The organism is Haloarchaeobius iranensis, assembly GCF_900103505.1.
In the GTDB taxonomy this organism is placed as follows: Archaea; Halobacteriota; Halobacteria; order Halobacteriales; family Natrialbaceae; genus Haloarchaeobius; species Haloarchaeobius iranensis.
The window spans coordinates 86,042-110,594 of sequence record NZ_FNIA01000012.1 but is presented as its reverse complement, the minus strand read 5'-3'; the positions used below and the strand labels follow the sequence as shown (position 1 = coordinate 110,594).

Annotated in this window: 19 protein-coding genes and 1 pseudogene; 4 read left to right on the top strand and 16 right to left on the bottom strand. The window is 69.2% G+C overall.

Features of this window, described 5'->3' with window-relative positions:
- Window positions 1–263, bottom strand: a pseudogene (locus BLT27_RS11955) (IS5/IS1182 family transposase); the annotation flags it as partial.
- On the bottom strand, window positions 166–1,365 hold the full coding sequence (locus BLT27_RS11950) for a M48 family metallopeptidase (protein ID WP_089734182.1): 1,200 nt from the start codon (window positions 1,363–1,365) through the stop codon (window positions 166–168). The pseudogene BLT27_RS11955 and the gene BLT27_RS11950, both read right to left, overlap by 98 nt.
- 116 nt (window positions 1,366–1,481) lie before the next feature.
- Here BLT27_RS11950 and BLT27_RS11945 point away from each other — a divergent pair, with 116 nt between their 5' ends.
- Window positions 1,482–3,185 carry a histidine kinase N-terminal 7TM domain-containing protein gene (locus BLT27_RS11945; RefSeq protein WP_089734179.1) on the top strand — a complete coding sequence of 568 codons (1,704 nt, stop codon included), beginning with the start codon at window positions 1,482–1,484 and terminating at the stop codon, window positions 3,183–3,185.
- Window positions 3,186–3,197: 12 nt separating this feature from the next.
- Here BLT27_RS11945 and BLT27_RS11940 read toward each other — a convergent pair whose 3' ends face one another.
- Window positions 3,198–3,902, bottom strand: coding sequence for an SDR family oxidoreductase (locus tag BLT27_RS11940; protein ID WP_089734177.1), 705 nt, complete (start codon window positions 3,900–3,902; stop codon window positions 3,198–3,200).
- A 347-nt stretch (window positions 3,903–4,249) separates the two neighbouring features.
- On the opposite strand from BLT27_RS11940, the gene BLT27_RS11935 reads away from it, so the two are divergent.
- Entirely contained in the window at window positions 4,250–6,724 is a 2,475-nt protein-coding gene (locus BLT27_RS11935; protein WP_089734175.1) for a DUF5059 domain-containing protein, read from the top strand.
- 39 nt (window positions 6,725–6,763) lie between these two features.
- On the opposite strand, the gene BLT27_RS11930 is transcribed toward BLT27_RS11935, so the two are convergent.
- From BLT27_RS11930 to BLT27_RS11910, 5 genes are all read right to left on the bottom strand, one after another.
- Complete coding sequence (locus BLT27_RS11930) at window positions 6,764–7,195, bottom strand: SCP2 sterol-binding domain-containing protein (RefSeq protein ID WP_089734172.1); 432 nt, start codon at window positions 7,193–7,195, stop codon at window positions 6,764–6,766.
- Between the two features lie 91 nt (window positions 7,196–7,286).
- A complete protein-coding gene (locus tag BLT27_RS11925; RefSeq protein WP_089734171.1) occupies window positions 7,287–7,994 on the bottom strand; it encodes a DUF2270 domain-containing protein in 708 nt (235 codons plus the stop codon).
- Between the two features lie 45 nt (window positions 7,995–8,039).
- Window positions 8,040–9,107 (bottom strand): zinc-dependent alcohol dehydrogenase family protein, encoded by a 1,068-nt coding sequence (locus tag BLT27_RS11920; RefSeq protein WP_089734169.1) that lies wholly within the window; start codon window positions 9,105–9,107, stop codon window positions 8,040–8,042.
- Window positions 9,108–9,231: 124 nt separating this feature from the next.
- Window positions 9,232–10,749 carry an aldehyde dehydrogenase family protein gene (locus tag BLT27_RS11915; protein ID WP_089734167.1) on the bottom strand — a complete coding sequence of 506 codons (1,518 nt, stop codon included), beginning with the start codon at window positions 10,747–10,749 and terminating at the stop codon, window positions 9,232–9,234.
- Window positions 10,746–11,840 (bottom strand): mandelate racemase/muconate lactonizing enzyme family protein, encoded by a 1,095-nt coding sequence (locus tag BLT27_RS11910; protein WP_089734165.1) that lies wholly within the window; start codon window positions 11,838–11,840, stop codon window positions 10,746–10,748. Before BLT27_RS11910 ends, BLT27_RS11915 begins: the two co-directional genes overlap by 4 nt.
- Window positions 11,841–12,044: 204 nt before the next feature.
- Here BLT27_RS11910 and BLT27_RS11905 point away from each other — a divergent pair, with 204 nt between their 5' ends.
- Window positions 12,045–12,707, top strand: coding sequence for a glycerophosphodiester phosphodiesterase (locus tag BLT27_RS11905; protein WP_089734162.1), 663 nt, complete (start codon window positions 12,045–12,047; stop codon window positions 12,705–12,707).
- Here the strand turns inward: BLT27_RS11905 and BLT27_RS11900 are convergent.
- Both BLT27_RS11900 and BLT27_RS11895 read right to left on the bottom strand, forming a co-directional pair.
- Window positions 12,704–14,161 carry a DASH family cryptochrome gene (locus BLT27_RS11900; protein WP_089734160.1) on the bottom strand — a complete coding sequence of 486 codons (1,458 nt, stop codon included), beginning with the start codon at window positions 14,159–14,161 and terminating at the stop codon, window positions 12,704–12,706. The two genes, BLT27_RS11905 and BLT27_RS11900, sit on opposite strands and share 4 nt — an antisense overlap.
- 45 nt (window positions 14,162–14,206) lie before the next feature.
- Window positions 14,207–14,602 (bottom strand): secondary thiamine-phosphate synthase enzyme YjbQ, encoded by a 396-nt coding sequence (locus tag BLT27_RS11895; protein ID WP_089734158.1) that lies wholly within the window; start codon window positions 14,600–14,602, stop codon window positions 14,207–14,209.
- Window positions 14,603–14,674: 72 nt separating this feature from the next.
- Between BLT27_RS11895 and BLT27_RS11890 the strand changes: the two genes are divergently transcribed.
- Entirely contained in the window at window positions 14,675–16,090 is a 1,416-nt protein-coding gene (locus BLT27_RS11890; protein ID WP_089734156.1) for a DUF7827 domain-containing protein, read from the top strand.
- Window positions 16,091–16,103: 13 nt separating this feature from the next.
- On the opposite strand, the gene BLT27_RS11885 is transcribed toward BLT27_RS11890, so the two are convergent.
- The 6 genes from BLT27_RS11885 to BLT27_RS19785 form a co-directional block, all read right to left on the bottom strand.
- Window positions 16,104–18,107 carry a SpoVR family protein gene (locus BLT27_RS11885; protein WP_089734153.1) on the bottom strand — a complete coding sequence of 668 codons (2,004 nt, stop codon included), beginning with the start codon at window positions 18,105–18,107 and terminating at the stop codon, window positions 16,104–16,106.
- Window positions 18,100–19,410 carry a YeaH/YhbH family protein gene (locus tag BLT27_RS11880; protein WP_089734151.1) on the bottom strand — a complete coding sequence of 437 codons (1,311 nt, stop codon included), beginning with the start codon at window positions 19,408–19,410 and terminating at the stop codon, window positions 18,100–18,102. The genes BLT27_RS11885 and BLT27_RS11880 overlap by 8 nt, the downstream gene beginning before the upstream one ends.
- Window positions 19,401–21,689, bottom strand: a complete 2,289-nt coding sequence (locus tag BLT27_RS11875; RefSeq protein WP_089734149.1) for a PrkA family serine protein kinase — start codon at window positions 21,687–21,689, stop codon at window positions 19,401–19,403. The genes BLT27_RS11880 and BLT27_RS11875 overlap by 10 nt, the downstream gene beginning before the upstream one ends.
- Window positions 21,689–23,761: a PrkA family serine protein kinase gene (locus BLT27_RS11870; protein WP_089734147.1), complete on the bottom strand. Its 2,073-nt coding sequence runs from the start codon at window positions 23,759–23,761 to the stop codon at window positions 21,689–21,691. Before BLT27_RS11870 ends, BLT27_RS11875 begins: the two co-directional genes overlap by 1 nt.
- Window positions 23,758–23,946, bottom strand: coding sequence for a hypothetical protein (locus BLT27_RS19195; RefSeq protein WP_139172326.1), 189 nt, complete (start codon window positions 23,944–23,946; stop codon window positions 23,758–23,760). The genes BLT27_RS11870 and BLT27_RS19195 overlap by 4 nt, the downstream gene beginning before the upstream one ends.
- 301 nt (window positions 23,947–24,247) lie before the next feature.
- A complete protein-coding gene (locus BLT27_RS19785; RefSeq protein WP_175526443.1) occupies window positions 24,248–24,397 on the bottom strand; it encodes a hypothetical protein in 150 nt (49 codons plus the stop codon).
- Window positions 24,398–24,553: the final 156 nt, after the last annotated feature.

Sequence of the window (24,553 nt, the reverse complement as noted above, 5' to 3'; positions counted from 1 at the left end):
TACCAGACAAGGCCGTTCTGAAGTTCTCGTGTAACCGGACGCGTGCCGTAGACATCCTCGTAGTAGCAGTGGAGGAAGCCACGAAAGAGGTCTGCTGGCTCGTGAACTCGTGTTCGCCCCCGGCAAGCGGGGGCGAACACGTCGTACTCCAGCAGAAAATCGAACTCAAGATACTCGAACAACGGTACTGTCTCGGTAGCCGCCGCATTCAAGAAGTCGTCTACCGAAGCTACGTCTTGCAGGGCGTTGGTACTGCTGGACACAGTTTCCAAACCCTGCGGCCTCCCTTGGGAGGCTTTCTATGACACGCTCCAGCGAGAGGTAGTTCTGGAGCGGGGCGGTCAGCTGCAGGACGGGGCCCACGAGCAGGACGGCGACGAACAGCCCGGCGTAGGTCGCCTCCGCGGGGAAGCCGAACAGGTCGAACACCCAGGGCTGGCCCGCGAGGTAACCCAGTGCGGCGAAGACGACGGCGAACTGCACCGCCGCGAGCGCGATGAACTTCGGGATGTGCTTTCGCTTCCAGTGGGCCAGTTCGTGGGCGAGGACGGCCTGTATCTCGTCGTTCTCCATCGACTCGACGAGCGTGTCGTAGAGCACGACGCGCTTGGTGCGCCCGAAGCCGACGAAGTAGGCGTTCGAGTGGCCCGAGCGCTTGCTGGCGTCCATCTCGTACACCTGCTCGCAGCGGAAGCCGGCGCGCTCGAACACCTCGTCCACGGCGTCCCGGAGGTCGCTCTCCTCCACGGGGGTGAACTCGTTGAACAACGGGTCGATGACCCGCGGCTTGAGCACCAGCATCGCGACGGAGAAGCCGACGACGAGCGCCCAGCCCGCGACGGGCCAGTACTGGACGTTCTCGACGAACCAGAGCACGGCGGCGGCGAGCCCGCCGACGATCACGAGGCTCAGGACCGTGCCGAGCAGGTAGTCCCGCACCCAGAGTGCGGGCGACTGGTTGTTGAAATCGAAGGCCTCCTCGACGACGAACGTGCTGTACAGGTCGAACGGGGCACCCAGGACCCGCGTCGCGAGCAGCGCCAGCACGACGAAGGCGATGCCCTGGAGCAGCGGCGACAGCCCCGTCTCCGTCAGGGCGACGACCACGTCGGTCACGACGCCGGAGTACAGCGCGAGCAACAGGAACCCGAGCGTCGTCGCCGTCTCCAGCAACGAGAGCCCGACGCGGGCACGCTGGTAGTCGAGCACCGATTCGACGTCCTCGACGCCGAGCGTCTCGCGCATCCAGTCAGACCGGGCGCGGGCGGTCCGTGCGCCGTACCGGACGTTGACGATAGAGAGCCCGGCGAAGAACAGCTCCGTCCCGACGACGAGGACGACGAACAGAGCGTGGTACGCAAGCATGGATGTCCGGTAGGTGCGTCCCGTCGAAAACGCTGGCGGTCGGCGCGGCGGGCGCCGTCGCTCCCGCCGACAGGGGGCCGGAACCCGCAAGTGGTTGCAATCGGTAGCCGCAGGTAATGAGTCAGTTCGCCTGGCCCGCCCTCCTCGCCCTGCTGGCGGGCGTGGTGAACCTCGTCTTCTTCGGCTACGTCCTGCGGTTCGCGGACAAGCCCGGCGGGCGGTCGTTCCTGGTCGTCATCGCGGGCCAGGTGCTGGTCTGCTGCTCGCAGGCCGTCGCCATGCTGGTCTTCGACCAGGTCACCCGCGAGGTGCTGGAGTCGCTGTTCTGGGTCGGCGCGGCCGTCGTCGTCGTGGGCTACGTCGCCTTCGCCTTCGAGTACACCGGCCGCGGACACGCCCTCCGCCGGCCGTGGTTCGCGCTGCTGGTCGTCGACGCCGTCGCCTTCAGCGCGGTCGTCGTCACGAACCCGCTCCACCAGCTCGCCTGGCGCTCGTTCACCGTCGTCCCGACCGAGGGCGTCGCCGCGGCCGACTACGCCGTCGGCCTTCCCGTCTACCTCCAGTTCGTGCTGCTCGCGGCGGTGCTGACAGTCTCCATCTTCCTCCTCATCGACACCGTGCTCAGCTACGGCCCGCTCTACCGGACCCAGGCCATCGCCATCGCGCTCACGCCGCTCCCGCCGCTGGTCGCCGTCGGGCTCTGGCTGCTCGAACTCGGCCCGTATCCCGAGCTCAACTTCGTCGCCGTCGCGTTCATCCCCCACGTCGCGCTGGACGCCTACGCGCTGTTCCGGAGCGAGATGTTCGCGCTCAACCCGGCGACGCGACGGACGGGCGAACGCGCGGCCATCGACGACCTCGGCAGCCCGGTCCTCGTCGTCGACGAGACGAACCGCATCGTCACGCTCAACCCGGCTGCCGAGTCACTGCTCGGGGCGGACAAGCGGGCCGCGCTCACCGATCCGCTCGACGACTACCTCGCCGTCGACGCCACCACCGAACGGACCGGCGAACGCCGCGTGAGCACGTACGCCGACGGCGAGCGACTCACGTTCACCGTCGTCGTCACGCCCCTGACCGGCCCCGGTGACACGACCCTCGGCTACACGGTCGTGCTCCAGGACGTGACCGACGAGCTCGCCCGCAAGCAGCGCCTCGCGGTGCTCAACCGCGTCCTCCGGCACAACCTCCGGAACGACCTGACCGTCGTCCAGGGCTACCTCGACGAGGTCCGGTCCCGGACCGACGACCCGGAGCTGGAGAGGATGCTCGGGACCGCCGCCGACGAGACCGCCAGCCTGCTCGCCCTCGGCGAGAAGGCCCGCGACATCGAGCGCACGATGGAACGCGACGTGCGCGTCGAACCCGTCGCCGTCCGCGAGCTCCTCGACGAGGTGCTGGCCTCCGCCGACGCTGCCGATGTCGCGCTCGCCGTCCCCGACGACCTCCGGCTGGAGACGGACCCGGTGCTGCTCCGGACCGTGCTCTCGAACCTCCTCGAGAACGCGCTCGAACACGGCACCGGGGAGCCGTCCGTCGCCGTCGCACTCGCGGAGAGCGAGTCCGACCGGGGCCGCGACGCCGTCTTCACGGTCAGCGACGACGGCCCCGGCATCCCCGACCACGAGCTCGAGGCGCTCCACCGCGAGGAGGAGTCCGCACTCGACCACGGGAGCGGGCTCGGCCTCTGGCTCGTCACCTGGAGCGTCGACGCGCTGGGCGGGGAGCTGTCGTTCGAGACCGGCGAGGACGGGACCACGGCACGCGTCCGGCTGCCCGGCGTGCTCGACGGTGATGGGGACGACGACGGCGAAAAGTGAGTCGCCGACCGCTCAGGCCTCGCCGTACACCGGCACCGCCGCGCCGCTCGTCGGCGACGCCGCCTCCGAACAGAGGAACAGCATGACCTGCGCCGCGTCGGCGGGGTCGACCCAGTCGTCGCTCGGCGTCATCATCTCGCGGTTCATCGGCGTGTCGAGCACCGACGGCATCACGCAGTTCGCCCGCACGGTGCCGAGGTTCTCCTCGGCGACGGTCTCCGTGAGCAGCCGGATGCCCGCCTTCGTGATGCGGTACGGGCCGTCGCCCTCGCCGCCCGACAGCGAGGAGCGCGCGGACACCGAGACGATGGAGCCCGACGACTCCTGCAGGTGCGGCAGGGCGTGCTTCGTCGCGAGGAACGCCGTCTTCAGGTTCACGTTCCACAGCAGGTCGAACTCCGAGAGCTCGGTGTCCTCGAGGTGGTCGCCACCCCGCCACGTGCCGGCGATGTTCGCGAGGTGGTCGATGCCGCCGTGGTCCGCGACGACCTGCGCGACGAGGTCCTCGACCTCGGCCTCGTCGGTGAGGTCGGCCTGGTAGAACGTCGTCCCCGCGTCGGGGTCGAGCTGTGCGTCCTCGTCGCTCGGGTCGACCACGTCCACGGCACAGACGGTCGCGCCCGCGTCGCGGAACGCGTCCACGACGGCACTGCCCAGCGCGCCCGACGCGCCGGTCACGATGGCGACACGGTCCGAGAAGTCGAAGCTGACGGCCATACGTGGGTGAAAGCGCGCGGACGCCAAAGAAGCTCGGTCGACACCCCGTCCCGAGCCCGACGCGTCAGCCCTCGAGCAGCGCGTCGGGGACGCACGCCTCGGCCCGCTGGACGCCCGGTAGCGTCGCCAGCACAGTGTCGACCCCCGGAAACGCCCGTCCTCCGGTTCGAGTCGCACCCCCACGGACCTCATGCGCCGGTCGTTCGCGCGGTCGGCACGAACGGGTTCGGGTCGGTCCGAAGCGAGCTATCGACAGCTACAAACCAGCGACGGACCGAGGGGAAAGAGCGGAGTTTTAGGCGGCCCGAAATCGAAAGCGCTTTGAATATTTAGGCCAGCCTAAAAATATGCGACAGACACGACGCGACTGGTTGAAGGGGAGCAGTGCAGTCGCCGCGAGCCTGGGGCTCGCGGGCTGTGCGGGGATGTTCGGTTCGGACGAGACCGACGAGGAGACCGGGACACCCACCGACGAGCCGGTCGATGGGACGGACGAGGCGGAGCAGTCCAGCGGCGGTGACGGCGGCCTCGCCGCGACCGACGTCGCCGTCGCCGCCGAGTGGAACGCGATGCGGACCCGGCTCTGGAACGCGGTCGCCCTCGGCCGCGCGGGGAGCCCGGAGGCAGGTGCAGGCGTCGCCCAGGCCACCTTCGCGCGCTTCGAGGAGGCCTCCGGCGAGCACAACGCGCACGAGGCGCTCGAATCGACGAGCGAGACCGCCTACGAGGAGTTCGAGAGCGCACTCGGCGAGCTCCGGACCGCCGGCCTCGACGTCGGCGACGTGGGCCGGGCGAGCGAGGAGGCCTCCATCGGGAGCGACCAGCTCCACAGCGCCCAGCGGACGCGTGTCGGTGACACCGCGGCACAGGCGCTCGACCTCCAGGCGCTCGGCGCACGAGTCGCCGACGCCGCGATGCTGGCCGACGCCGGCGCGTTCGAGGGTGCGGCGACCGTCGCCGAGGCCGTCCTCGCCCGGTTCGAGAACGCGCCGGTCCACGGGGCGCTGGAGGCCGCCGAGGGGGACGCCTACGCCCGGTTCGAGGGCGGTGTCGACGCCGTCGTCGAGTCCGCCAGAAGCGAGGACGCCGCGTCGGTCCGCGCCGACGCCGAGACCGTCCTGACCGCCGCCATCGACGGCTCCTACCGCATCGCACCCGCCGAAGCCGTCGCCGGCAGCGGCCACGTCGCGGTCTTCCAGGCGCTCGGCTGGGACGCCGCTGCGCTCTCGCGGATTGGCGGTCCGTCGACCGAGTTCGCCCACGCCGCCGCGCTCACCGTCTACCGGGCCCGGGTCCGCGACGCCGTCCGGCTGTACGAGGCCGGACAGACCGCCGCCGCGAGGGCTGCCGTCGAGGCGGTCTTCGCGCACTTCGAGGGCGCTCGCGCACACGAGGCGCTCGAGGAGGCCAGCGAGGACGCCTACCACCAGTTCGAGGAGGACGGACTCGCCGCGCTCTCGACGGCCATCGACGAGGGCGACGACGAGGGCGTCCAGTCCGCCGTCGAAACCGTCGACGACGCGCTCCTGACCGGTATCGAGACGCTCGGCACCGGTGACGAGCCGGCGCTGCTCGAGGCCGGCTACTTCCGCGCCCGACTCGCCGACGCCGTCGAGCGCTACGACTCCGGCGAGACCGCCGCCGCGGCAGCGGTCGCCAGCGGGCTGTTCGAGACGTTCGAGCGCGACGAGGCCGGCTTCCACGAGACCCTCGAACACACCAGCGAAGACCTCTACCACACGTTCGAGGAGGAGCACCTGGACGGGCTGATCACCGCGTTCGAGGCGGGCGACGACGGGGCCGTCGAGACCCACGCCAGCGGCGCGATGGATGCGCTGCTCTCCTTCGAGACGACCGCGGGCTCGACCGCCCAGGTCAGCGCCGTCGAGAGCGGCTACATGGCCGCACGTGGCTTCGACGCACGAGCGCTCGCCATCGCCGGTGCGAACGACCGCGCCGCCACGGCGTTGGAGGACGCCTTCGGTCACTTCGAGGCCGGTGCCGGCGGCTTCCACGAGGCGCTCGAACACGCCGACCACGAGCTCTACGAGTCCTTCGAGACCGCGCTCTCGGATGCCCGGGGGGCCGCCGGCTCCGGCGACCCGACCGAGGCCGTCCGGAGCTTCAACGACCGCGCCGTCGAGGCCATCTACACGGTCGTCTCGTCCGCCGGTGGGTCGCAGAGCGCGGCAGCGGCCGGCATCGTCGAGGACGCCTTCGCCAGATTCGAGAGCGCACGCGTCCACGAGCTGCTCGAGGAGGCCGACCACGACGCCTACGAGGGCTTCGAGGGGGCGCTCGGCGACCTCGGGACGGCCGTCGAGGACGGCGGCGTCTCGGCTGCTGCGAGCGCCTTCGCCGACGCCTCGCTCCGCGCACAGTTCGCGGTCGCCGGCGCGCCCGACGCCGCACCCGTCGGTGCGTCCGACGCCGACGGCGGGGCGGAGACCGAGCTCTCGGGCGGCCCGAACGTCGTCGAGGGCGTTCCCGAGGACGCCGACCACGTCGTCGACATGAACGCGGTCGCGTTCGACCCTGCGGAGCTGACAGTCTCGGCGGGCGACACCGTCGCCTGGACCCACGCCGGCGGCGAGGCCCACTCCGTCACCGCCGTCGAGGACGAGCTGCCGGACGGCGCGACGTACTGGGCTTCCGGCGACTTCGAGAGCGAGTCGGCCGCCCGCGAGGGCTGGGAGCACGGACAGGGAGCCGTCCAGTCCGGTCAGTCCTACGTCCGCACGTTCGAGACCACCGGCGAGCACGCCTACGTCTGCATCCCGCACGAGGCCGCCGGGATGGTCGGGACCGTCGTCGTGGAGTAACGCGGGGAGGAAACCGCCGAGCCGCCGGTCCGGTGCGGCTCAGTACTCGAACTCGGTGTCGACCGCGCCGGCGTTCTCGGTCATCACGACCGCGGCGTTGCTGTACTGCAGCACCTTCTGCATGTCCCCGTCGAGGTCGAACTCGCCGCTCATCATCCCCTCGATGGGGTCGGCCTCGCCGTGGATGAGCCGCTTCCAGTTCGTGTAGCTGCCCCGGAACGCGAAGCCCCAGTCCACGGCGTCCTCGCCGTCGACCATGCGTGCGGCGGTGCACTCGCCGTCCACCAGGTCCACGTAGAGGTGGATGGCGTCCCCGTCGTACGTATCGTCCGGCTGGATGACGAACAGGAACGAGCCGTCGAAGCCGACGCCCCAGCCCTCGCCGACCTCGCCGTACCGGTCGGAGTCGTTCAGCTGGTCGCGCCACTCCTGTATCCACTCGTCCGCCTCGCTGGGTAGTGCGATGGCCATGCTGTCGGGTTCTCCCGCCTCGGCCTTACCCCTTCCCCCGGACGGAGTCGTGTGTTCGAGCGACGGCCGTGCACCCACCCGGTCGAGCCCGTCACTTCCAGTCGTCCGTCTCCTCGGCCGTGCGGAGCTCACCCTTGGCCTGACGCTGCCGGGGCCAGACATACACCGCCCAGAGCCCGACGTAGAAGACCGCGACAGCGGCGACGACGAGGCGACCCGGGAGTCCCCCGATGGCAGCACCCGACACGACGTTCCCGGGAGTGCCCGAGAAGACGGTGAGCCGGACGAGCCAGGCACCCACGAGCACCGACAGCAGTGGGAGGTAGACGCGACCGAGGCGCCGCGAGACGGACTCGGTCCGCGGCGTCTTGACCGTCGGCTCGCGGAAGTCGTCGCTCAGGAGCTCCCGCCAGTTGGCCTGCTCGGCGCCGTCGGGGTCGAGCGCGTTCGCGAACACGTTCTCCTCCAGCAGCCGGACCCGTGAGCGCCAGATATCGTACGTTCGGTACCGGCGTGCCTCGATGCCGAGGAAGACGGTGACCATCACCATCCCCACGAGGAGGACGTAGTGCGGGCGGTTCTCGCCCGAGAACGCCCACGTGAGCAGCGTCGCCGTCAGGACCACGGCCCAGTTGGTCGTCCGGTCGATTCGCGTTCGCCAGGCGGTCATCCGGCCGAGCTCGCCGCGGTAGGCGTGGCCCATCAGGGAGAGGAAGTCGGACCGGTCGGTCGCCGCCTCACCCGCAACTTCGCGCTCGCTGCGGGACTGTGGGTCGAAGTCGGACGAGTCGTCGCTCATACCACCGCCTTCGTGCCGGGGGACGAAGTAGCCGCAGGTCCCCGCTCAGAACCCGTCGCAGACCGGGATACCGACCGTCTCGTAGTCGCCCAGCCCCTCGACGACGCCGGGGACCTCCTCGAGCGAGACGGTCTCGCTGACGATGCGACCGGGTTCCAGCTTCCCGGTCGCCATCATCCGGAATATCTCGTCGTACTCGTTCGGGGGGATGCCGTAGGTGCCGTAGAACTCCCGTTCGTCCGTGACCATCGTGTCCACCGGGAGCGACACCTCGCCGCCCTCCTCGCTGGTGGTCATGCCGATCTGGAGGTGCTGCCCGCCCTTGCCCAGCGAGTCCATGGCGTTCCGGCAGGTCTCGGCGATTCCGAGCGCGTCCACCGCCACGTCCGCGCCGCGCGAGCTCTCGGTGAACTTCTTGACGGCCTGTGGCACGTCGTCGACCGCGCCCACCTCGACGGTGCGGTCCGCGCCGAGGTCCCGCGCGCGCTCCAGCTTCTCGGCGGAGAGGTCGACCGCGATGACGTTCGCGCCGAGGGCGTCGGCGACGTGGACGGCGGAGAGGCCGACGCCGCCGCAGCCGTGGACGGCGACCCAGTCGCCCGGCGTCACGTCGACGCGGTGCGCGAGGCCGTGGAACGCCGTCGCGAACCGACAGCCGAGGCCAGCCACGTCGACCGGGTCGACCTCGTCCGGCAGCGAGACGGCGTTGAAGTCCGCGTTCCGGACGGAGTAGTACTCCGCGAACGCGCCGGTCTGGAACGGGACGAACCCCATCGGGACGGAGCGCTCGCAGATGTTCCCGCGGCCGTCGCGGCAGTGGTGACAGCTCCCGCAGCCGAGGTTGAACGGGTTGGTGACGCGGTCGCCGACGGCGAACCGGTCGACGTTGTCGCCGACCTCGACGACCCGCCCGACCGGTTCGTGGCCGAACACGAGGCCGGGCTGGGGCATCACGCCGATCCACTCCCAGTCCCCGCGCCAGGCGTGCCAGTCCGACCGGCAGATGCCACACGCCTCCGTCTCGACGAGGATGTCGTCGTCGCCCGGCTCCGGCCGGTCGACGTCCTCGACTGTCATCGGCTCCTCCGCGCCCTGGAATACGACTGCGCGCATACGCCGGGGTTCGGCGTCGCCCGGCTTAAATGTAAGGAATGTTGATGTAAAATTTGGGGAGCGGCGTCGCTGTCGGGCGGTCGAGCAGGCAGCGAATCTGTCGCAACCGGGAGGCTGCTCCCCCTCAGCCCAGGTTCGGCACGTCCCCGTGGTTCATCTTCACCGACTTCGTCCGACTGTAGTCGTCGAGCGCCTCCGCCGCCAGCTCGCGGCCCAGCCCGGACTGCTTGTAGCCGCCGTAGGGCGCGGGCTCGAACAGGTCGTTGTAGGTGTTCACCCACACGGTGCCCGCCTCGAGGTCGGCCGCGACCTCGTGGGCGCGGTCGAGGTCGGTCGTCCAGACCGCCGCCGCGAGGCCGAACTCGGTGTCGTTCGCGCGGGCCAGCACCTCCGCCCGCGACTCGAAGGCGAACAGCGCGGCGACGGGGCCGAACACCTCCTCGACGGCGACGGTGTCGTCGTCGTCCACGTCGCCGAGCAGCGTGGGCGGCACGAACGGCGCGTCCCGCAGCTCGTCCGGAATCTCGCCCTCGTACAGCACCGACGCACCCTCCTGTCTGGCGGTCTCGACGTAGCCCCGGACCTCGTCCGCGTGGTCGTGGTCGACGAGCGGGCCCACGTCGGTCAACGGCGAGAGCGGGTCGCCGACCTCCAGCTCGTCGAGTCGCGCGTACAGTCTCTCGCAGAACTCGTCGCGCACGTCCTCGTGGACGAACAGTCGCGAGCCGGCCGTGCACTGCTGGCCCTGGTTGAACAGCATGGCGACGAGCGCGCCCTCGACGGCGTCGTCGAGGTCCGCGTCGGGGAACACGATGTTCGGGTTGTTGCCACCGAGTTCGAGCGAGACGGGCGCGACGCGGTTCGCGGCGTTCCGCATCGCCGCCTGTCCCGCACCGGTCGAGCCGGTGAGGCTGACCTTCGCCACGTCCTCGTGAGCGGTGAGCGCGTCGCCGACGACGCCCCCCGCCCCCGTGACGACGTTGACCGTCCCGTCGGGGAGCACCCGGTCGAAGATGCGGCCGAGTTCGAGCGTCGAGAGCGCCGCCCGCGAGGACGGCTTGTAGACGACGCTGTTGCCGGCCGCCAGCGCGGGGCCGAGCTTCCACGCGACGAACATCGCCGGGAAGTTCCACGCGCTGATGCAGCCGACGACCCCGTAGGGCTCCCGGCGCGTGTAGATGTGCTTGTCCTCGCCGGCCGGCGGGCAGCGCCCCGAATCGGCGGTCCGTGCGAGGCTCGCGAAGTGCCTGAGCTGGTCGACGACGATGGTGTTGTCCACCAGCAGCGAGTGCTTGTTCGGCTTGCCCACCTCGAGCGAGTCCAGCCGGGCGATGCTCGTCTTCTCCTCCTCGACGACGTCGGCGATCTCGTGGAGGAGGTCGGCGCGCTGCTGGGGCGACTTCTCGCCCCACCGACCCTCGAAGGCCTCCCGCGCGGCGGCGACGGCGCGATCGACGTCGCTCCGGGTGCCCTGCTGGACCTCGGCCAGCGCCTCGCCCGTCGTCGAGTCGTGGGTCGTCCGCGTCTCGCCGCCGTCGCTCTCGACCCACTCGCCGCCGATGAGGTGGCCGTAGACCTCCTCGCCGACCACGTCGTCGGCGACCGAGCGGTGCTTCGCCAGCACCTCCTCGGGCAGGCTCATGCGAGGACACCTCCGTCGAGTTCGACCCCGAGACCCGGACCATCCGGCGGTGTGATGTACCCGTCGTCGTGGTCGAACGTCTCGGAGAGCAGGAAGTCGCGCACCGCGGGCGTCCACGGCGGCTCGATGGGGAACTCGCACCACGGCGAGCCCGCGGCGGCCATCACGTGCAGGTTCGCCGCGAAACCGATGCCGTTGGTCCACGTGTGCGGGACGAACGCGACGCCCCGCTCGTCGGCCGCTTCGGCGACGCTCACGCCCGCACGGATGCCCGTCGCGAGCGCGGCGTCGGGCTGGAGCACGTCCAGCGCGTCGTGTTCGAGGAACCGGTACAGCTCGCCCGGACGGTCGTTGAACTCCCCGCCGGCGATGGGCACGTCCGTGGCGTCCCGCAACCGGGCGTAGCCCTCGTAGTCGTGTCGCGGGAGCGGCTCCTCGAACCACTCGATGCCGCCGATGGCTTCCAGTTCGCGGGCGACGTCGAGCGCGTCCTTGTAGCGCCACCGCTCCTCCTTCGCCATCACGCGGACCGCCCAGCCCTTGTTCGCGTCGACCATCAGCGGCAGGTCGGGGAACGACTCGCGGACCGCGCGGACGACCTCGACGTCTGCCTTCTCGGCGACCCGGAGCTTGACCGCCTGGAACCCCTCGTCGACGCGCTCCTGGACGTACTCGATGCGCTCGTCGACGTCCTGCACCTCGCCGGTGCTCGCGTAGCACGGAATCGGGTCGTCGCTCCCCCCGAGGAGCTCGTACACCGGTTTCCCGGCGTCCTTGCCGATGATGTCCCACAGCGCGAGTTCGATATGCCACGGCCGGGGACCGATGAGGTCGACGCTCTCGAGCTTCCGTCGGATGGCGTCCACGTCGTGTGGGTCCTCGCCGGTCAGGAACAGCGACAGCGGCCCCTCGTAGGTGAGCCCGCCCGCGAAGCTCGGGCTGGCACAGCGCCCGGTGATTCCCCCGTCGGTCTCGACCTCGAACAGTTCCACCTCGTGGCTGGACTGCGGGTAGCCCGGTATCCACGTCGGCTCGAAGTGGCCGTCGAGCTGGTGGCTGAGGTGGTGCTGGGTGACGCCGGTTATCTGCATACGTCAGCCTGTCACACGCCAGCACCCTCAACCTTCAGACGGACTGGTCGGGGGATTCAAGTACCGCCGACACCCCGCGGTGGTCCGAGACCGCTGTCACGTTCGTGGAGGCGTTCGCCGGCCGGACAGCAGTTCGGCCGTCCCCGTCCGTGTGAGTAACCCGGGGACGAAACGCGTAAATCGACGCGGAGCGACACTGCGCGTGTGCGACTCATCGCCCACCGGGGGTTCGCCGACGAGGCCCCCGAGAACACGCTGGCCGCGCTCGAACACGCCGCCAGCAGCGGGGCCGACGTGATGGAACTCGACGTGCGACGGTGTGCCAGCGGCGAGGTCGTCGTCCACCACGACGAGACGGTCGACCGCGTCACCGACGGGTCGGGCCGCGTCGCCGACCTCACCCGGGCGGAGCTCGCCGGACTCGACGTGCTCGGCTCCGGCGAGGGCGTCCCGACGCTCGCGGCGGTCCTCGAATCGGTGCCCGACTCCCTCGCGCTCAACGTCGAGTGCAAGGAGGTCGGCGTCGCCGCCGAGGCCGCCGAACTGCTGGCGGGCCACGACGGCGACGCGATGCTCTCGTCGTTCGACCGTGACGCCCTCGCCGAGGCAGGCGACGCCGCGCCGTCGGTGCCGACGGCCTTCCTCACCGACAGCCTGCGGAACCGACCGGTTTCGACGGCGGTCGAGTTCGACTGCGACTACGTCCACCCGCACTACTTCCTGCCGCTGCTCTCGAAGCTCGTCCCCCGCGCCCACGACGCCGGCATCGAGGTGAACGTCTGGACGGTCCGGTCGCCGTCCATCGTCCGCCTGCTCGGGCTCCGTGGCGTCGACGGCATCGTCAGCGACCGCAGCGACGTGCTCTAGGGGATGCCGTCGTACCGGTCGCCGAGCCCCGGCATCGGTCGCGGGTAGTCCAGGCCGAGTTCGACACCCGCCTCGACCCGCACGTCGCGCGGCGCGGCCCACGGCTCGCGTGCGAAGGCCGGGTCGACGGCCGCGAGGGGCGCCAGTTCGGGACACCAGCGTGCGACGAACGCCGAATCGGTGTCGTACCGCTCCCCCTGCGAGAGCACGTCGAACGCCCGGTCCCGCGAGTCGTTCCCCACGCCGGCGATGTACGCCCAGTTGCCGTAGTTCGACGCCGGGTCGTAGTCCACCAGCAGCCGCTCGAAGTGGGCGGCGCCGCGCCGCCAGTCCAGCCGCAGGTCGTTCGCCAGCAGCGACGCGGCGTTCTGCCGCGCCCGGTTCGACGTGTAGCCGGTCGCCGCCAGCTCCCGCATCGCCGCGTCGACGAACGGGACGCCCGTCTCGCCGTCGGCCCACCGCCGGAACGCGGTCTCGTCCCAGCGCCAGTCGATGTCCGTCCGGCTGCGGATACCCTCCCGGCGGAACTGCTGGCCCCCGTGCTTCAGGAACTGGAACTGGAAGAAGTCCCGCCAGCGCAGCTCGAACAGGAGCCAGTACGTCGAGTCGTTGGCGACGCGCTCGGCCTCGTAGCGGGCGACCTCGCTCGCGACGTACCGGGGCGAGAGACAGCCGGCGGCGAGCCACGGCGAGAACTTCGCGGAGTAGTCCGCGCCGACGAGTCCGTTCCTGGTCTCCCTGTACTCGCGCAGGTGGTCGCCGGCCCAGACGTACTCCTCGACACGGTCCAGGGCGCGTGTCTCACCGCCTCTGAACGGGAGGCCCGCCCGCTCGTCGGGCGGTTCCGCCGGGACGCTCCCGAGCGGGTCGGGCAGCTCCCCGGCCGCGGGCGTCCCGACGGGGAGTGACGGCAGGTCGGGCACGGCGACGGGGTCCCGAACCGTGCACTCGGCCTCGACCCGCTCGCGGAACGGCGTGAACGTGTCGTCGACGACCGTCGGATGCACCGGCAGGTCGTCGGGATGGTGGAGCGTGTGCGTCCAGTGGGTGCGTCGAGCGATACCGCGGGCAGCGAGCGCGTCCCCGACGGCCGCGCCCGTCTCCCGCTCCTCCGTGGTCGGCAGGGCCTGTTCGTGGAGCACGTCGGCGTCGACGGCGGCGGCGAGTTCGGGCAGCACGTCCGCGGGCCGCCCGCGGCGGACGAGCAGGTCGCTCCCGTGCTCGCGCAGTCGCTCGCGGAGGTCGGACAGGCTCTCTCGCAGGAACCGCGCGCGATGCCCACCTGTCCGCTGGTACCGGAACGAGTCGGGGCCGCCGTACTCCCGCTCGCCGACGCGACGCGGGTCGACGACGTACACCGGGAGCAGCCGGTCTGCCTCGCTCGCGGCGACGAGCGTCGGGTTGTCGTGGAGCCGCAGGTCCCGGCGGAACCGGACGATGGCGGTGCTGGTCACGGCTCGACTGGGTGCCGGACGCCCTTGAACGGGTGGCGCGACTGGTTACCCCTCGAGCACGCAGACCGTGACCGTCCGTCGCCGCGGGCCGTCGCACTCCACGAACAGCACCGAGCCCCAGGAGCCGAGTTCGAGCTCGCCATCCACGACCGGGGTGGAGATATCGCGCCCCGCGACGGTGGCCCTGAGGTGCGAATCGGCGTTGTCGTCGATCTCGTCGTGCCGCCAGCCGTCGTCCGGGACCAGGTCTGCCAGGAACGTCTCGATGTCCTCGCGGAGCCGTGACTCGCCCTCCTGGACGACGATACCCGCCGTGGTGTGGCCGGTCGCGACCGTGCAGAGCCCCGTCGCGTCGTCGGGGACCGCGGCGTGGACGCGCTCGGTCACGTCGACGGTGGTCAGGCGCTCCTCGGTCGCGACCGTGAACTGCGCGCGGTGCATGGCGCACCCTTCGGGAGCCGACAACGAGAACCTTCTTGACCGGGTAGGATGAGGTGAGTGGTAGCACGACAGATGGCACGGTGGGGCACACTGGCCTGCGTCTGCCTGCTCGCGGTCGCGGTGGTGGCGACGGCGGGCGTCGCAGGCACGACGGTGGGAGCCGACGGTGGGACGGTCGAGACAGCGGCGGACAGCGAGTGGCACATCCCCCAGGACCGGGGGCGGGTCCCGGGACAGGCGGGCTGGTCCCTGCCGAACGGAACGGAGGAACAGCCCGGTGACGTGGTCCGGATTCCGGTCGGCCTGACGGGCAACGAGACCACGGCGACGGTCGTCGTCGAGAACGAGAGCCTGGACTACCGGCTCGTCGTCCGGGTGGCAGACGAGAACCGAGACGGGGTCGTCGTCCTCCGCTGGAACACCTACCACGCCGGCTTCGTCGGGGCCGACGCGGTGGCGAACCGCACCGTCGCGGTCGACCAGCCCGACCGGCTGCTCGACGCGCGGCGGACGACACCGCAACGCGACGCACGCCTCGGCGAGGGCGAGTACGCCGTCTCGGTGCGCCAGGACGAGCGCGTGGTCGCCGCGGACGTCGTCACCCTCGCGTCCGACCCGCTCCGTCGGTCAGCCATCACGGTCCTGGAGGGGCCGCCCCTGGCCGACGCGTCGGCGGCGTTCGAGCGCTCGGGCATCAGCGGCACCGTCGAGCAGGACGAGTGGCTGTTCGTCCTCGTCCAGCGCCAGAGCATCCACGGCTACGTGGACGGCGTCGAGGACCTGACCGGCAACGGCACCGACGGCGTCAGCTTCCGCATCACCCGCGGCAGCGACGGCACCGCGGTCGACCTCTCGTCCGCCACGTTCCTCCACTTCCCCCAGTACGACGAGTTCGTCGTCGGCATCCCGCCGAACGCGACGGTGTTCGACGCCGACACCGACTACGTCGCCCGGTTCGCCGTGAACCGGTCGAACCCCTACGCCGGCGGCGGCGACGTCACCTCCTCGACGGCGTTCCGGGTGCTTCCGGGCGGTGCCCAGCCCGACCGACCCGTCCTCGAGGTGGTCGACGTGCAGGCACCCGAGACCGTCATCGAGGGGCGCGACGCCACCTTCGCGGTGAGCGTCGTCAACAGCGGCGAGCGCGAGGGGACCGCGGCCGTCGTCGTCGCCATGGAGGACACGAACGTCACCCGCGAGGTGACCGTCGGCCCGCGCTCCGAGCGCACCGTCGAAGTGGCGTTCGACACCAGCCCGCTCACCGAGGGGACGACCGAATGGTCGGTCGGCATCGCGGACGGCGCACGAACCGTCGCTGGCGAGCTGGAAGTGCGACTGACGAACGAGACGCGCAACGAGGACCCGACGCTGGTGCCCGGGCCGCGACGGACGAGCGACGGCGGACAGCCCGGATTCGGCGCGCTCGCGGCGCTCGTCGGTCTCGGTGTCGGTATCGGCGGACGCGTGCTCGCCCTGCGGGGAGAATAGCAACCGGACCGGCTCAGGCGAGCCAGTCCTCGGGCTTCGTGTCGTAGTCCACGTCGTCGGCCGCGAGATGCTCGACCTCCTCCCACGGCACGTCCTGCTCCTCAAACTCCGCGCCGTCGTAGCGGATGAGCCGCCCCTGCTCGGTGGGCTCCGGCTCGCGGTTCCGCCGGCGAGCGACCTCGCGGTCGTGGTCCGACACCTCCTTGACGACGGTCAGGAGGTTCACCGGGCGACCCCACAGCTCGAACACGCGTTCGAGGGTCTGCTTGGCCTGCCGCACGTCGAGCATGACGCCGTTGTACTCGTGGCCGAGCAGCAGCTCGTTGCGGTTGTTGTAGTTGCCGTCGTACACCGCGATGGTCGGCTTGCCGAAGTTCGTGAACTGCAACAGCAGCTTCTTCTTCACGTCGGCGGCGTCCTGACTGGCGACGCGGTACTGCCCGGTCGCCTGCGAGTACTCGTAGGTGAAGTACTCGTTCTCGTCGATGAACTCCTGGCTGAGGAACTCGTCGACGAACGTCACGTCGTTGTGGCTCCGTCTGACCTCCCGCATCCGGTCCCAGCCGGCGGCGTAGTCCACGTCGGCGACGGCCTCCGCGACGGTGTCGTACACCTGGTCGTCGAACAGGTAGCGCCCGATGCGCTCCAGTTCGGACTGGCTCACCCGTCCGATGAAGCCGCGGTGGGGCCGCCGGACCAGCGAGTAGTGTCGCCGGCACATCCCCTCGTAGGAGAGAACCTTCCACGGGTACGTCTCGACGTCGACCTCGCCGCCGAGTGCCCGGTCGAGCGCCTCGCGGTCGAGGTACTCGTCGGGCAGTTCGGCGAGCGCCTCGAGCGAGCCCGCGTCGATGCTGTCGAGCGCCGGCGGCGGTCGGAGCAGGTCACGGACCTCGGCGAAGTCGACGCTGTCCTTGAGGTTCCGCCACGTGATGCCCGTCACGCGGAGCAGCTTGTCGAGCACCTCGCGGCGGTTCGCCGTGTTCTCGACGTACTGCCAGAGCTCCATGCCGAGGCTGTACGGGTTGAACCCGGGCGAGCCGAGCACCGCCGACATGTGGTCGGCGTAGTTGAGGAACTCGTCGTCGCCGGCGAACCCCTCGTCGGTCATCATCCGGGACTCCCACAGGCTGGCCCACCCCTCGTTCATGATCTTCGTCATCTTCTGCGGAGCGAAGTAGTACGCCTCCTCCCGCATCATGTCGAGCACGTCCCGCTGCCACGGCTCCATCTCGACCGCCTTCTCCGCCTCGCCGTCGTACTGCTTGCCGTGGGTGCGCAGGAACGCGATGACGTCCTTCTGTGGCTCGTCGGGGAACGTCGCCGACGGCTCGTCGCTCTCCAGTTCGTCGAGCCACTCCTCGTCGAACACCTCCTCGCGGACCTCCTCGGAGAGCTCGAGGTCGCCGAGTCGGTCGGCGAGGTCCTCCGGGTCCAGCTCCTCGGGGTCGTCCACGACGGAGCTGACGGCCTGGTACGGTCGGTGCTGGTCGATGTTGTCCTCCAGCGTCAGCACGTTGTCGACCCACTTCTCGACCGCGGCGCGCTCGATGTCGGGGTCCTGCATGTACTCCGAGATGCCCCGGGCGTGTCGTTCGAGCATCGCCGCCGCGTTCGGGGTGCCCTCGGCGAACAGCTGGAACCAGTCGTTGTTCGCGAAGAAGTCGGAGTGGGCCTCGACGTGCGTGATGACGGCCTTCTGGTCGGCCAGCGTGTTCGACTCCTGCAGGAACGCGTGGGCCGGGTCGTCGTTGTTGACTATCTCGAAGGCCTTCCCGCCGCCGTACTGGCCCTGCTTCTGCTGGCGGTCGTACTGCATCCCCCAGCGCCAGTGCGGGTAGCGGTGCTGGAAGCCGCCGTAGGCGATGAGCTCGTTCATCTCGTCGTAGTCGACGACCCAGTAGTTCACCTCGTACGGCGAGAGCCCGAACTTCTCGGCGAGGTTGCGGGCCTCGTCGACGTGCTCCTGCAGGTCCTCGGCGATGCGCTGTTTCTCGATGCGGTCTGGATTACTCATCTGAATCCCCCTCCGTGGAGAGGATGGTGTAGATGGCGTCGGTGACGTCCTCGGGGCCGGTGACGTACGCGACGGCCACGTCGTCGCTGTCGCCGAAGTGGGACTCGACCTCCTCGGCGTGGGTCGCGTTGATGGCGGTGCCGGTGGGCTGGGTCTCCACGTAGGCGTGGAGGTTCGCCGGAATCTGCTCCATCATCGGGATGACCCGCTCCTCGGTGTCGTTGCTGGAGTTCTCCGAGTCGCCGGCCGCGAACACGTACCGGTTCCACTCGCTGAACGGGTACGACTCCAGCAGCTCCGCGGCGAGTTCGTACGCGCTGGATATCTTCGTCCCGCCACCGGAGCGGATGCCGAAGAACTCCTCGCGCTCGACCTCCCACGCGTCGGCGTCGTGGGCGATGTAGACGAACACCGCGTTGTCGTACTTCCCGGTGAGGTACCAGTCGAGCGGCGTGAAGGTGCGCTCGACCAGCTCGCGCTTCTTCTCCCGCATCGAGCCGCTCACGTCGCGGATGTTGACGACGACGACGTTCTTCTCCTTCTCCTCGATGATCTCGGGGTGGCGGTAGCGCTCGTCCTCGCGGCGGAACGGCACGTGCTTGATGCCCTCGCGCCGTATCTTCTCGGTGACCGTCTCGCGCTCGACGTTCTCCTCGACCGTCTCGAAGGACTCCCACTTCGTGCGCTCGTCGCGCGGTATCTCCTCGTAGGCGTCGTCCAGCCACGCCATCGAGACGGGCAGGTTCTCGCCGCGTGCCCACTCGAACGCCTTGCGCGGCCCCCAGCCGTCGATCTTCAGCACTTCCCGCAGGAACTCCTCGTCGAAGTCCATCGAGAGCTTGCGCTTGAGCCCCTCCTTGAACATCCGCTCGAAGTCGAGCGTCGAGTCCGGGCCGCTCCGGGTGATGTCGGTGAAGGGTCCCTCCTTCTCCTCGACGACGCGCTTGCCCTTCGGTTCGAGGTCGAGCCCGAGCTCCTCGTCGAGCTCCTCGGCGAACTCCTCGGGGTCCATCTCGTAGTACTCGTGCTCGCCGCCCTCCTCGCCGGGGTCGCCCTCGTCGCCCTCGCCCGGCTGTGGCTGGGGCTGGCCGACGGGGTCGCCCACGTCCGCGTCGCCCTGGCCGACGCCACCCTGGTCGCGCTGGTCGTACTCGAAGCTCGGCAGGTCGACGATCTTGATCGGGATCTTCACCTCGTCCGCGCCGCTGCGGCCGAGTTCGCCGTACTGGATGAACTCCTTCAGGTCCTCGCGGCGCTGTTCGCCGACCTCCCTGAACCGGTCGAGGTCCTCTTTCAGTCCCATCTGTATGCCACCTGTCCCATGACGTGTCTGCTGGTCAGTTCGGCCGACGCCTCGGAGTAGCCCTGCAGGTCGACCATCGCGTCGACGGTCTTTTCCTTGAGGTCGGCGGTCTCGGTGCCACTCGGCGGGTCGTCCCACTGGCTCGGCTCGAGGTCCTCGTAAGTGCGTCGGACATCGTCCCAGTCGTTCGACTCCAGCACCGCCTGGACGACCGGGATGGCGGCCAGGTCGACGTCCTCGATGGCGAAGTCCTCGTCGCGGTGCTCCCAGGCGTGGCGGTTCAGCGCCGTGATGATCTTCTCCCGGCGGAAGTCGGCCACGGCGTCGCTGGGCTCGTCGCCCTCGTACTCGGTCTCGTCGAAGCGACCGAGGTGCTCGACCTCGAACACCTTCATCTTCAGCGGGTCCGGCTCCTCGCGCTCGCCGCGGTCGTTGACGATGGACTCGTCGGTCTCCCAGGCGTACACGTGCTCGACGTACTCCGCGACCGTCGCTTCGTCGACGGTGCTGTCGTGGAGCATCGCGTCGACGACGTCCTGCTCTTGGGCGTCGAACACGTGGTTCTTCACCTGGGCGACGCGGGACTCGAACTCGGTGCGCTCGCCGGTCGAGAACACCGGCGCGCTCACCAGGTTCTCCACCATCGCGTTCAGCACGTCACGCGGCATGAGGACGTCCTCGACGGGCAGGTCGGCGTGGTGCCGGTCGGTGTCCTCGTGGAGCAGGTCCGCGAGCACGTCTCGGGTGTACGTCACGGGGATGCCGTGGGTGCCGTCTTTCGGGTCGGTCGCGAACTCGAACTCCTCGGCGTCGCGCCGGGTGTCGCCCTCCTGGAGGTAGCCCCGGTCGAAGAGGACGGCCTTGTCGACGAGGTCGAGCCCCGTCGGCAGGTCCTCGTCGTCGAGCCGGGTGACGACGCTGTACAGCGCCGCCGCCTCGATGGCGTGCGGGGCGAACTCCCGGTCGGTGAGCCGGTCGGACGCGCGCTTGACCGACACCGTCACCGGCTGGCGGATCTGGTCGGCGAGCTCGTCGTAGGACTCGGCGGTCCAGACGGCCGTCTCGCCGGTCAGCTCCCGCCGTATGAGCTCGGTCTCCAGCGAGAGGTTCGTCAGGTAGGTGAACTCGTGCTTGTCGAGCCGCCGCTTCAGCGCCTTCAGCGGGTCCATCCCCTGCCGGTCGGCGTGCTGGTTCAGCGTCGCCTCCAGGTCGGGGTTCGAGATGATGACCAGCTGCGTGTCGACGTCCATCCCGATGCCCTTGTCGAGCTTGACGGTGCCCTCGTCGGGCACGTTCAGCAGTTTCTGGAGCAGGTCGGCGTGCTGGGCGGCGTCCTCGACGATGGTGAGCAGGCCGTTGCCCTGCGAGAGCACGCCGTCGTAGGAGAACGCCTGCGGGTTCTTCCGGCCGCGGGAGTCCAGCTTCTGGAGCATCCCGTGCATCCACGAGCCGACGAGGCGCTCCTTCGGCGAGCCGTCGTCCTCGCTGTGGAGCACCCCGATGCCCTGGCCAACGTCGACGACGTAGTTCTTCACACGGAGGTGCCGGCTGTCGGCGATGGCCGAGAAGAGGTCGTCCCGACCCTCGCGACGGTAGCGCTCCTCCAGGTAGTCGTACGCCTCGCGGCTGAAGGGGTCGAGTCGCTCCTCGACGCGGACGGGGACGTCGGAGTCGACACCGTCGTTCATCTCCGCGAGCAGGTCCGCCCGGACGGATTCGGGGAGGACCGACAGCGGGTGCACCTGCACGGGCGACTCGTACCAGTCGGTCTCGTCCTCGCCGCCGAGGTCGTCGCCGTAGCTCAGGCCGCGACTGCTGCCCTCGGCGGCCGCGACGTTCCACTCGACGGTGTAGCGCCTGCCCGCCTCCGTCTTCGAGTACTCGCGCAGTCCGTTGACGAGACAGCGCTTCAGCTCGGACTTGCCCGTGGCCGTCGGGCCGTCGAACCAGAGTATCTTCTCGTGCTTGCCACGCCCCGCCGCGATGGAGCGCAGGTCGTCGACGAACGAGTTGAGCACGTCCGTGTTGCCGAGCACCGCGTGCTCGCCGTCGTTGTACGGGTCGTCGAAGAAGCGGTAGCGCTCCTTCTCCTCTCCCTCCTCGACGACCGTCCGGGTCCCGGCCGCCTCGATGGCCTGCAGCAGGTACTTGGAGGCGTGGGCCGCGATGGAGGGCTGCTCGAACGCGCGGTCGATGTACTCCGCGATGCTCATCGGGGGCTCGTACGTGTCCTCCAGCGCGCGGTCACTCGCCGTGACGTAGTCGTCTCCGGTGCTCATCAGTCTTCCATCTCTGCCTTGGCGACCTCGGCGCCGGCGAACTCGAGCACTTCCGTCGCGCCGTCGCGCGAGTAGCCCTGTTCGATGAGCGCGTCGACCCAGGCGTTGCGCTCGTCGTCGTCGGTCTCGTTGGCGCTGACGAGGGCGCTGAAGTTGATGTTGTGTTTCTTGTCCTCCCAGAGCTTGCGTTCGAGGGCGCGGCGCAGGCGCTCGTTGTCCTGCGGGTTGAACGTGTCACCCTCGCGGGCACGCCGGGACACCCAGTTCGAGACCTCCTGGCGGAAGTCCTCCTTGCGGTCCTCGGGGATGTCGAGGTTCTCCTCGATGGAGCGCATGAACTTCTCGTCGGGGTCCTGGTCGCGGCCGGTGATGGCGTCCTCGATGGTGTCGTCGTCGATGTAGGCCATGACGTGGTCCATGTACTTCTCGCCCTGCCGCTGTATCTCGTCGACGTCGTACGCGAGCGCGTGGCGGACGTCCTCGATGGCGCGCGCCTTGTACTCCTCGCGGACGAGTTCGAGGTAGCGGTAGTACGTCTCGAAGTTCTCCTCGGGGATGGAGCCGTGGTGCTCGAGGTTGTCCTCGAAGAAGTTGAACACCGTCAGCGGCGAGAGGAACCCGCGCGTGCGGTGCTTCGAGTCCATGATGGCCTCGGCTATCTCGTCGCCGATGAACCGCGGCGAGACGCCCTCCATACCCTCGCCGATCTCGGCCTTGGCCTCGGCCTCGTCGCGGAGCTTCTTGACGTCGATGTCGTCGCCGTCGTCGATCTCGCCGTTGTAGGCCTTGGCCTTCTGTATCATCTCGACGGTGCCGGTGTCGGGCTCCTCGATGCGGGTCAGCACCGCGAACAGCCCCGCCATCTCCAGCGTGTGGGGCTCGACGTTGATGTCGGGCACGTCGGCGTTGTTCAGCATCTTCCGGTAGATGTCGGCCTCCTCCTCGTAGCCCAGGACGTAGGGGAAGTCGATGCGCTTCGTGCGGTCGTTGAACGCCTCCATCTTCTCGTCGCCCTTCTTGTCCTTGTACTCCGGCATGTTCGTCCGCCCGACGATGACCTGGTCGATGTCGATTCTCGGGTTGTTCTTCGGCTTGATGGTCATCTCCTGGGTGGCGTGCAGGAAGTCGTAGAGGAACTCGCGCTGGAGCTTCAGCAGCTCCTCGCCGGAGAAGATGCCGCGGTTGGCGTTGCAGAACGCCCCAGAGTAGTCGAACGAGCGCGGGTCGGACTCGCCGTAGATGGCGATCTTCGAGTAGTTGACGTCGCCGGTGAGCTCGGTCTCGTCCTGGTTCTTCTTGTCCTTCGGCTCGAACGTCTCCAGGCACTGGCGCTTGTTCTCGTCGGCGGTGAGCCGGATGACCTCGATGTGGTTCCCGAGGACCGTCTCGAGGTCGTCGTCGTACTCCTCGAGCAGGCGGTCCATGTAGAACTCCGACTCGGGGTCGAGGCTCTGCTCGTTCCGGATGGTGTACGGCGCGTCGTGTACCTCGTTGATGTCGTCGAGGACGGCCTGGCGCTGTTTCTTCGGGAGGAGCACGAGCGGGTCCTGGTTCATCGGCGACCGGACAACGTCGTCGGCGGGGTCCTGGTCGCGGATGACGTCACAGAGGTTGGTCCACCGGAACGTGTACATCCGACCGTCGTCGCGAAGGGTGTAGTCCTCGAAGTACTGCCGGACCATGCGGTCGAAGTGGGACTTCCCGGACCCGACCGGGCCGAGCAGCAGCTTGATACGGCGCTCCGGCCCCAGTCCGCGGGCCCCGGATTTCACCTTGTTGACGAACTCGTGGATGGACTGGTGGATGACGTTCCCGTAGAACGTGTTCTCCCCGTCGTTGAGGGGGTCCTCCGTGGCGAGCTGGTACTTGACGATGCCCTCGCGCTCGTCGTACTCGGTGCCGTAGAAGTCGAACATGTCGGCGACGCGCTGGTGCGCGTTCCGGGAGACGAGCGGGGACTCGTACACCTCGTCGAGGTACCACTCGAAGGACTTGGTCTCGCGCAGGTCCGCCGGTATCGACTCCTTGTAGTCGGTGCTCAGTTCCGCCAGTGATTCTCTGGTGTCGGTCATGCTATCATGGGTGTCTCGTCGGGACCGGGTGACTCGCGCGCCGGGCGGCCGAACGCGCTCTCGGGTCGCCGCCGGTCCAGCGCTTGCTCGGTCGTCCCCGCCACGAACGGCCCGTCAGGTCGCGTTACGTCGTCGGCGCGCCCGCCCCGGCCGCGCTCCATCCATCGGACCGTGTTTCGTGGCATGTGTGAGCTCGTGACAATACCGGGCGTGTGACGGCCACTCGACGGTGTTCGAGACCGAAGGGACCACCACGGCCGGCAGTGCGGGGGATACCGAGTGGTATCTCTAGTTCAGAAGCGAACGCGCATAAGTTTGACCCCAACAAATATTTACCTTGACCAAAACTCAGTTTAAAGGAATCGGTTCTGTTCCGCCAGAACCGCTCCTCCTGCCGGCCGTTCGTCGGCGCTACAGCGGTTCTTTATAAGTGCTCGGTGCCTCGACGGCTGTTCGCCCGCCCGCCGACGGGCGACCTCGCCCCTCTCAGGGCAGCAACAGCACGAGGCTGACAATCCGCACCGTCAACTCTACCACCGCCAGCACGGTGTCGAAGACCTCGAGTCGGTCGGGGTCGTCGGTCGATTCCTCGTCCTGTTCGGCTGTCGTCCGGTCGGTGGTCTGGCTGTCGCTCATCGGTGTCTCCTCACGCCTCGACACGGTCGCCCCGGTGCCGGTGTCATCGGCGTGTGCAGACCACGTAGTCGCCTCCGCGGCATAAGGTTGACCCCAAGAGATATGAACCGAAACTACAACTGAGGTTTAAACGAATCGGTTCGACGAAGGCAGCCA